The 8,728-nt window shown below is 65.5% G+C and carries 7 protein-coding genes and 1 pseudogene; 7 read left to right on the top strand and 1 reads right to left on the bottom strand.

Features of this window, described 5'->3' with window-relative positions:
• Positions 1–49: 49 nt before the first annotated feature.
• From EN879_RS14535 to EN879_RS14505, 7 genes and pseudogenes are all read left to right on the top strand, one after another.
• Positions 50–529: pseudogene (locus EN879_RS14535) on the top strand (pyridoxal-phosphate dependent enzyme); the annotation flags it as partial.
• Positions 530–542: 13 nt separating this feature from the next.
• Positions 543–2,030, top strand: coding sequence for an aspartate aminotransferase family protein (locus tag EN879_RS14530; protein WP_063169664.1), 1,488 nt, complete (start codon positions 543–545; stop codon positions 2,028–2,030).
• A 49-nt stretch (positions 2,031–2,079) separates the two neighbouring features.
• On the top strand, positions 2,080–2,436 hold the full coding sequence (locus EN879_RS14525; RefSeq protein ID WP_024502169.1) for a hypothetical protein: 357 nt from the start codon (positions 2,080–2,082) through the stop codon (positions 2,434–2,436).
• Between the two features lie 127 nt (positions 2,437–2,563).
• The gene (locus tag EN879_RS14520) at positions 2,564–2,935 is read left to right on the top strand and encodes a hypothetical protein (protein ID WP_063169665.1); all 372 of its coding nucleotides are present in this window, start codon (positions 2,564–2,566) and stop codon (positions 2,933–2,935) included.
• A gap of 114 nt (positions 2,936–3,049) precedes the next feature.
• A complete protein-coding gene (locus EN879_RS14515; RefSeq protein WP_013528606.1) occupies positions 3,050–3,676 on the top strand; it encodes a CDGSH iron-sulfur domain-containing protein in 627 nt (208 codons plus the stop codon).
• A 121-nt stretch (positions 3,677–3,797) separates the two neighbouring features.
• A complete protein-coding gene (locus tag EN879_RS14510; protein ID WP_063169666.1) occupies positions 3,798–5,840 on the top strand; it encodes a hydantoinase/oxoprolinase family protein in 2,043 nt (680 codons plus the stop codon).
• 98 nt (positions 5,841–5,938) lie between these two features.
• Positions 5,939–8,107 carry a malate synthase G gene (locus EN879_RS14505; protein WP_063169667.1) on the top strand — a complete coding sequence of 723 codons (2,169 nt, stop codon included), beginning with the start codon at positions 5,939–5,941 and terminating at the stop codon, positions 8,105–8,107.
• A gap of 66 nt (positions 8,108–8,173) precedes the next feature.
• Here EN879_RS14505 and EN879_RS14500 read toward each other — a convergent pair.
• Positions 8,174–8,728: J domain-containing protein (locus tag EN879_RS14500; RefSeq protein ID WP_245493818.1), on the bottom strand; the 555-nt coding region annotated here is incomplete at its 5' end.

The raw sequence follows: 8,728 nt of genomic DNA, 5'->3' as shown, positions 1-8,728 counted from the left end.
GCCCACCACCGTGCCGCCGGTGCCATAGCCGGTGACGAAGCAATCAAGCCGCGAGCGGCCGGAAACCCGCATCGTGCTGTCCGAGCCGGCCAACGCGCAGCTCGTCGGCAGCGGCAAGGTCCAGCAGCGCGGCGTCGATGGTGCTCCCGCCGCCAGCCATCCAGCCTTCGAGCCGCACCCGATCCAGGGCTGGACGCCGGATTTCATCCCCAACGTGCTGCAGGAGGCGATCGACACCAGCCTCTATGACGAGGTGATGCCGATCGCCGGGCCCGAGGGCATCAAATGGGCGAGGGAATTGGCGCGCAAAGAGGGCATCTTCACCGGCATTTCCGGCGGCGCGACCTTCGCCGTGGCACGGCAGGTCGCGGAGGAGGCGCCGGCCGGTGCGGTGATCCTGTGCATGCTGCCCGACACCGGCGAACGCTACATGTCGACACCGCTGTTCGACGGCATCGAGGCCGAGATGGATGCCGACGAGACCGCCCTGTCGCGCTCGACGCCCGGCTGCCAGTTCCCGGCGGCTTGACGGGAGATCTGGTATGGACGCCGTGCAAGAAAACCTCGGCCTTTTGGCCGAGGAAACGCTCGATCCCCTGGACTGGGCCGATGTGCAGGCCCTGTCGCACCGGGTCATCGACGATGCGGTCGATTACCTCCGCGATGTGCGCGACCGCCCGGTCTGGCGGGAGATGCCGGCCGATGTGAGAGGGGCCTTCTCGGCGCCGCTGCCGCGCTCGCCGGCGCCGCTGGATGCGGTCTATTCTGAGGTGTCCCGCACGGTGATGTCCTATCCAATGGGCAACATCCATCCGCGCTTCTGGTCCTGGTATATGGGGTCGAGCAATTTCACCGGTGCGCTCGGCGATTTCCTGGCGGCAATCCAGGGCTCGAACCTCGGCGGTGGCAACCACGCCGCCGGGCTGATGGACAGCCAGGTGGTGAACTGGTGCAAGGAGATGCTGGGCTTTCCCGCTTCTGCCGGCGGCACGCTGGTCAGCGGCGGCTCGATGGCCAACATCATCGGGCTGACCGTGGCGCGCAACGTCAAGGCCGGCATCGACGTGCGCGAGCATGGTGTCGCCGCCATCGAAAAGCCGCTGCGCTTCTACGGCTCGGAGCAGATCCACTCGTGCCACCGCAAGGCGATGGAGGCACTTGGCCTCGGCAACCGGGCACTGCGCCGCATCCCGACCGATGCCGGGCTGCGCATCGATATCGCCGCCTTGCGGGCAGCGATCACAGAGGACCGCGCGGCAGGGTTCAAGCCGGCCTGCGTCATCGGTACGGCGGGCACCGTCAACACCGGGGCGATCGACGATTTGCAGGCGCTTGCGAAGCTGTCACATGAGGAAGGCCTCTGGTTCCATGTCGACGGCTGCATCGGCGCGCTGATCGCCATTGCGCCTGAGAATGCCCATCGCGTCGCCGGCATCGAACGGGCGGATTCGGTCGCGCTCGATCCCCACAAATGGCTGCACGCGCCGTTCGAAGTCGGCTGCGCCCTGGTCAGGGATGCCGCCGCGCATCGCGGGACCTTCGCGGTGACGCCGGAATATCTGGAATCGACGCCGCGCGGCCTCGCTTCCGGCGAATGGCTGCACGACTACGGCCTGCAGACGTCGCGCGGTTTTCGCGCGCTGAAGGTGTGGATGGCGCTGAAGGAGCACGGTGTCGAGAAATTCGGCCGCCTGATCGACCAGAACATTGCCCAGGCCGTCTATCTTGCCGGCTTGATCGAGGCCGCGCCGCGGCTGCAGCTGGCGGCATCGCCGACCGTCAACATCGTCTGCTTCCGCTATCAGCCCGGTCTGACAGGCGAGGCTCTGAAGGTGCTCAACACGGAGATCATGCTGCGGCTGCAGGAACAGGGCATTGCGGCCCTTTCGGACACCACGGTGCATGGCGAGCACTGGTTGCGCGTGGCGATCACCAATCATCGCACACGGCGCGAGGATCTCGACCTGCTGGTGCGTGAAACGGTGCGGCTGGGGCATGAGATCGCGACGCAGGGTTCCGCACCTTCCTAGTAGCGGGCAGGCATGCGATTCTGCCGCGGTGATTCGGGAGATCCAGGCCGTGACGCTGTTTCGTATGGTTGCACTGGCGGCGCTGGTCTTCACCGCCTCGGCGCAGGCCGCCGACATGGCCTTCTTCGTCAAGAACCTGCGCAAGGAAGCAGTCGCGGTCGAGCTGTTCAGCCGCGACCGCGAGACGGTCTGGCCGGGCAACGACAAGGTGTTCCTGATCGCCCCAGGGTCGCAGAAATCTGTGCCGTTCTCCTGCAATCAGGGCGAACATATCTGCTATGGCGCCTGGGCCGACGGCAATGACAGCCTCTCGGCCGGCGTCGGGCCGGACAATGACCAGCCTTGCGACACCTGCTGCTTCATCTGCGTCGAACACTCGACAGAGACGATCGATCTGGTGCCGTAGAGCGCGGAAGTTTTCGTTGGACCCAAATTAAGTCAGGGATCGGCTCGTCCGGTCCACTTCCGCGATTCAGCGCTGCGTGCGATGGTCGCCACGCGGCCGGGTGGGCCGCTTATTCAGGGGGTCACTCATGTTTCATATCTATGCGCGCCGCGTGCTGGCCGCGCTGTCTCTCCTCATGCTGCTCGTGCCGGCGGCGCGTGCCGACGATGTCACCTTTGCCATCAAGAACGGCCACCCCAACGCCATGCGCGTCGAACTCTACAGCCAGGATCGCGACTATGTCTGGCCGGGCGATGACAAGGACTTCTACCTCGACGACGGCGAGACCAAGCAGCTGCCGATATCCTGCAACGCCGGGGAATCGATCTGTTACGGCGCCTGGGTCGATGGTGACGAGGGCACCTATTGGGGCGTCGGCCCCGGCAACAAGGAAAAATGCGAGGATTGCTGCTATACCTGCAGCGGCGGCGAGACCGAGGAGATCGAACTGGTCCCCTGACCGGTTTGCCAGCTTGACGGTCTTCGGGCTGGAGCCATAGCCTGTGCAAATACCCAGCGCGCGCCGCCTCGAACTGTTCAGACGCGACGTGCTTCAGGCAAAAGGAGCTCAGCTATGGCCGGCATGGTCGAAAGCGACAAGATCGACGTCGGGTTTTCCGGCAAGCGCTGCATCCATTCGCGCAACTGCGTGCTCGGCGATCCGCACGTCTTCGTGCCCAACGCGCCGGGTCAATGGATCCATCCCGAGGCGGCCAGCGTCGAGAAGATCGTCGCCATCGCCGAAAGCTGCCCGTCGGGCGCCATCACCTATGTCAGGAAGGATGGCGGGCCGCAGGAGCAAGCACCGGTGGTCAACACGGTGCGGCTGCGGGAAAACGGCCCGCTGGCGGTACACGCCGAGATCGTTCTCGACGGCGAGACTTCTTATCGTGCCACGCTCTGCCGCTGCGGCGCTTCGGAAAACAAGCCGTTCTGCGACGGCAGCCACAACAAATCCGGTTTTGCCGCCACCGGCGAGCCGCAGCTGAAGGACACGCCGGCGCTCGAAGCGAGAAATGGTCCGCTGAAAGTGACGCCGACCACCAATGGCCCGCTCAAGCTTGAGGGCAATCTCGAGATCGTCACCGGAACCGGCCATACGGTCGACCGTACACAACGCGCCTTCCTCTGCCGCTGCGGCCATTCCGCCAACAAGCCGTTCTGCGATGGCACGCACAAGAAAGTGGGGTTTGTCGGGTAGGTTGGCGCTTCGGCCAACGCTGCCAATCTCCGCCTTGGCCCAGCGCTCGCAGCTTTATCGACCCGCCCGCATCGGCTAAAGGCAGGGGCAGACAGACTCCCCAGCCGGACCGCCGCCAAAAATGACAGCCAAGACCAAGCCAAAACCGTTGTTCCTCGGAATCGACACCGGCGGCACCTATACCGATGCCGTGTTGTGGTCTGAAACAGAAGGCCCGCAAGAAGGGCCGAACAAGGGCAAGGTGCTGGCCAAGGCCAAGGCGCTGACCACCAGGCATGATCTTGCCGTCGGCATTTCCGGCGCCGTCGACGCGGTGCTGCAGAAAGCCGGAACCGATCCGGCTGATATCAAGCTGGTGTCGATGTCGACGACGCTTGCCACCAACGCGCTCGTCGAGGGCCAGGGCGGCCGCGTCGCGCTGGTGATGATCGGCTTTTCCGAGGGCGACCTCGCCCGCGACGGGCTGAAGGCCGCGCTCGGCACCGATCCGGTGGTTTTTTGTCCGGGCGGTCACGACGTGCATGGCAATGCCGCCAAGCTCGATCTGTCCGGACTGGAAGCGGCGCTGCCGGAACTCGGCGCCTCGGTGTCCGGCTTTGCCGTCTGCGCCTACTTCGCCACCCGCAATCCGGCGCATGAGATCGCCGCCCGCGAGTTGATCCGCGACAAGTCCGGCCTGCCGGTCACATCGAGCCACGAGCTGTCGGCCAAGCTCGGCGGCCCGCGCCGGGCGCTGACCACTTTGCTCAACGCCAGGCTGATCTCGATGATCGACCGGCTGGTGGCAGCAACCGAAGGCTTCCTCGAGGCGCGCAACATCGCAGCACCGCTGATGGTGGTGCGCGGCGATGGCGCGCTGGTTTCAGCCGCTTTTGCCCGCCAGCGACCGATCGAGACCATCCTGTCCGGCCCGGCCGCCAGCCTGGTCGGCGCCCGCCACATGACCGGGCTCGACAATGCTGTGGTGTCCGACATCGGCGGCACCACCACCGACGTCGCCGTGCTCGACGGCGGCCGTCCCAGGCTAGATCCGGAAGGCGCCACCGTCGGCGGCTTCCGCACCATGGTCGAGGCCGTCGCCATGCGCACCTTCGGCCTCGGCGGCGATTCCGAAGTGGCGCTGGAGGATGGCGCGCTCAACCCCAGGATCCTGCTCGGGCCGCGCCGCCTGGTGCCGCTGGCGCTGGCCGGCATGGCGCATGGCGTAGCGCTGATTTCAGAGCTGGAGCGTCAGCTGCGGGCACCCAATCCCGGCCGTATGGACGGCCGCTTCGCGGTGCGCACCGGCGTGCCGGACCGGCTCGCCGCCGGCCTGACCGGCGCCGAAGCCAGGCTCTACGAGCTGATTGGTGCCGTGCCGCTCGCCGTCGACAGGCTTTTGACCTCGAACGCGCAGAACGCGACGCTGAACCGGCTGGTGTCGCGCGGGCTGGTGCATGTCGCCGGCTTCACCCCGTCGGACGCCGCCCACGTGCTGGGCAAGCAGGCGAACTGGGATCCCATCGCCGCGCGCCTCGGCGCCGAACTGTTCGCCCGCAAGCGTGACGGCCGTGGCCAGAACATCGCCGCTTCGCCGGAAGCGATCTCGGAACGGGTGCTGGTGACGCTGACGCGCTGGTCGGCCGAATATATCCTCGAGACCGCCTTTGCCGAGGATGGGCTCGATGGCGCCGCGACAGTGGCGCACGCCCTGGTGCAGCGCGCGGTCGACGCGCATCCCGGCATCGCCCGCCTGAGCGTCGCGCTCGACCGCCCGGTCATCGGCCTCGGCGCCTCGGCGCCGCTGCACTATGCCGGCTTGGCCGAGCTGATCGGCAATGACTGCGTGGTGCCCAGGGATACCGATGTCGCCAACGCGCTCGGCGCCGTCGTCGGCCAGGTCAGGGTTTCGGCCGAGGCGCGGGTCAGCCAGCCCATAGAAGGGCTGTTTCGTCTCGCCTCGGGCGAGACCGTACGCGATTTCCTCGACGAGGCAGCGGCGATCGCGGCGGCCGAGGCCGATGTCCGCGCCATCGTCGCGGAGCGCGCCAGGGATGCCGGCACCGACAGCGCCGAGATCGACGTCGCCACCGAATTCCGGGTCTCGACCGTCGAGGCCCAGCGCATGTTCATCGAGGCGCATGTCGTGGCCGTGGCCTCGGGAAGGCCGCGCATTGCGGTTTGAGCGACGCGGCGAAATACGCCACCTTCACCCTAAGCTGAATTGACCCGGCAAACCTGACATGCCAAAGGCCCGCAAAGCCTTTCATCTGGAGTAGCCTGATGACCGACCGCATCGAGATCGCCGGATTGCGGATTGCCCGCGAGCTGCATGAGTTCGTGGCCAGGGAAGCGCTGCCGGGCACGGGGATCGAAGCGGACGCCTTCTGGAACGGTTTTTCGGCCGTCGTCCATGATCTGGCGCCGAAGAACCGGGAGCTGCTGGCAAAGCGTGACGCCATCCAGGAACAGATAGACGGCTGGTATCGCGATCACGGCGCGCCGGTCGACATGGAGGCCTACAAGGGCTTCCTGAAAGGGATCGGCTACCTCGTTCCCGAAGGCCCGGCCTTCAGCGTGTCGACCGACAACGTCGACCCGGAAATTGCTGATGTTGCCGGACCGCAGCTGGTCGTGCCGGTGATGAATGCGCGCTATGCGCTCAACGCTGCCAATGCGCGCTGGGGTTCGCTCTACGATGCGCTCTACGGCACCGATGCCATCCCCGAAACGGATGGCGCCGAAAAGGGCAAAGCCTTCAATCCGGCACGCGGCGCCAAGGTCGTCGCCTGGACGAAGACCTTTCTCGACGAGGCTGCCCCGCTCACGTCCGGCAAATGGGCCGGCGTCAATGGCCTGTCGCTGGCGCAGGGTGCCTTGCGGCTGAGCGCCGGCGCCGGCTCGACGACGCTGGCCGACCCCAGGCAATTCGTCGGCTATCGCGGCGATGCCGCCAATCCCGATGCCGTGCTGCTTGTGCGCAACGGCCTGCACATCGAGATCGTGATCGACCGCAACAACCAGATCGGCCGCACCGATCCGGCGGGCATCGCCGATGTCATCCTGGAATCGGCGCTGACCACCATCCAGGACTGCGAGGATTCGGTCGCGGCGGTGGATGCGCCAGACAAGGTCGTCGTCTACCGCAACTGGCTCGGCCTGATGAAGGGTGACCTAGCGGAAGAGATCACCAAGGGCGGCAAGAGTTTTGTCCGCAAGCTCAATCCCGACCGCGCCTACACCGCGCCCGCCGGCGGCACGCTGACCGTGCCCGGCCGCTCGCTGATGCTGGTCAGGAATGTCGGCCACCTGATGACCAGCCCGGCGATCCTCGACCGCGACGGCAATGAGGTTCCGGAAGGCATCATGGATGCGGCGATGACGGCGCTGATCGCGTTGCACGATGTCGGGCCGAACGGCCGCCGCGCCAATTCCCGCGCCGGCTCGATGTATGTCGTGAAACCCAAGATGCATGGGCCCGACGAAGTCGCCTTCGCCGTCGAGATATTCGACCGCGTCGAGGCCCTGCTCGGCATGGCGAAAAATACCATCAAGATGGGCATCATGGATGAGGAGCGGCGCACCACCGTCAACCTCAAGGAGGCAATCCGCGCCGCAAAGGAGCGCGTCGTGTTCATCAACACCGGCTTTCTCGACCGCACCGGCGACGAGATCCACACCTCGATGGAAGCCGGCCCGATGATCCGCAAGGGCGACATGAAGCAGGCCGCCTGGATTTCCGCCTACGAGGCGTGGAATGTCGACACCGGGCTGGAATGCGGGCTGGCCGGCCACGCCCAGATCGGCAAGGGCATGTGGGCGATGCCGGATCTGATGGCTGCGATGCTGGTGGAGAAGATCGTCCACCCCAAGGCCGGCGCCAACACCGCCTGGGTGCCGTCGCCGACGGCGGCGACGCTGCATGCCACGCACTATCACAAGGTCGATGTTCACGCCGTGCAGGCGGCGCTGAAGAACCGGCCGAAGGCCAGGCTCGACGACATCCTGTCGGTGCCCGTTGCCGTGCGGCCGAACTGGTCGCCCGAGGATATCCAGAAGGAACTCGACAACAACGCGCAGGGCATTCTTGGCTATGTCGTGCGCTGGATCGACCAGGGCGTCGGCTGCTCGAAAGTGCCTGACATCAACGATGTCGGCCTGATGGAAGACCGCGCCACGCTGCGTATTTCCTCACAGCACATCGCCAACTGGCTGCACCACGGCGTGTGCAGCGAGGACCAGGTGATGGCGACGATGAAGCGCATGGCTGACATCGTCGACCGCCAGAACGAGGGCGACCCGCTCTACGAGCCGATGGCGGCCGACTTTGACAAGTCGATAGCCTTCCTCGCCGCCTGCGACCTGGTATTCAAGGGCCGCGCCCAGCCCAACGGCTACACCGAGCCGGTGTTGCACGCGCGGCGGCTGGAACTGAAGGCGCAGCAGGGCTGAAGAGGCCAGTCCCTGCCGTGAATGGGGCGGCAGGTCTTCGGCCTGACTTCCTCCGGAGGTGAGGCGTCAGGAAGCTGTATGGTCCAGGAGCCGGATGGTGGGATCGCGACGGTGTTCGGAGTTGACCCTATCGACGCCTTCCACCGTAATCGCGATCGTCCCGTTTTCCACTCTTGCTATCCAGCCCTTCGCTTTTAGATACCAGAGATGAAACTCGAGATGCTCTCGCGGACAGTCTGACAGGCGTTCGAGCTCCACATCCCCGATCCCGGGATTGCTGACGTCGTGCCGGCGCTTCGCGTAAAGCAGCGACAGCAGCCTGGCCTGGATCACGACATCCCGCTCGATGCCTTTGCTGTTGCTGGCTTCCTCGGTCAATTCGCGGCGAAGGCCGGCATGGTCCCTATACGCGATGTCGTATTGAGCGCGTTTGACCGGATCCTTGAGCGTGTTGTGGGCTTCCACGATTTCACTGAAGCGGGCTTCATCGCCGGTTTCGCGATTGTCGGGATGATAGCGCATCGCAAAATAGCGAAATATGCGCTCCAGCGTTTCCGAGTTGGCGTTCGGGCTGACTTCCAAAACTTCGTAGTAGTCAACGAACATAGCGGACTCCCCGAC

Origin of the sequence: Mesorhizobium sp. M7A.F.Ca.AU.002.02.1.1 (genome assembly GCF_003998535.1) — a bacterium.
GTDB classification, from domain to species: Bacteria; Pseudomonadota; Alphaproteobacteria; order Rhizobiales; family Rhizobiaceae; genus Mesorhizobium; species Mesorhizobium ciceri.
This window is presented reverse-complemented; position numbering and strand designations above follow the sequence as displayed.

Coding starts and splice junctions, on each gene's coding strand:
- EN879_RS14530 (WP_063169664.1), top strand. CDS start 543: ATGGACGCCGTGCAAGAAAACCTCGGCCTTTTGGCCGAGGAAACGCTC.
- EN879_RS14520 (WP_063169665.1), top strand. CDS start 2,564: ATGTTTCATATCTATGCGCGCCGCGTGCTGGCCGCGCTGTCTCTCCTC.
- EN879_RS14515 (WP_013528606.1), top strand. CDS start 3,050: ATGGCCGGCATGGTCGAAAGCGACAAGATCGACGTCGGGTTTTCCGGC.
- EN879_RS14510 (WP_063169666.1), top strand. CDS start 3,798: ATGACAGCCAAGACCAAGCCAAAACCGTTGTTCCTCGGAATCGACACC.
- EN879_RS14505 (WP_063169667.1), top strand. CDS start 5,939: ATGACCGACCGCATCGAGATCGCCGGATTGCGGATTGCCCGCGAGCTG.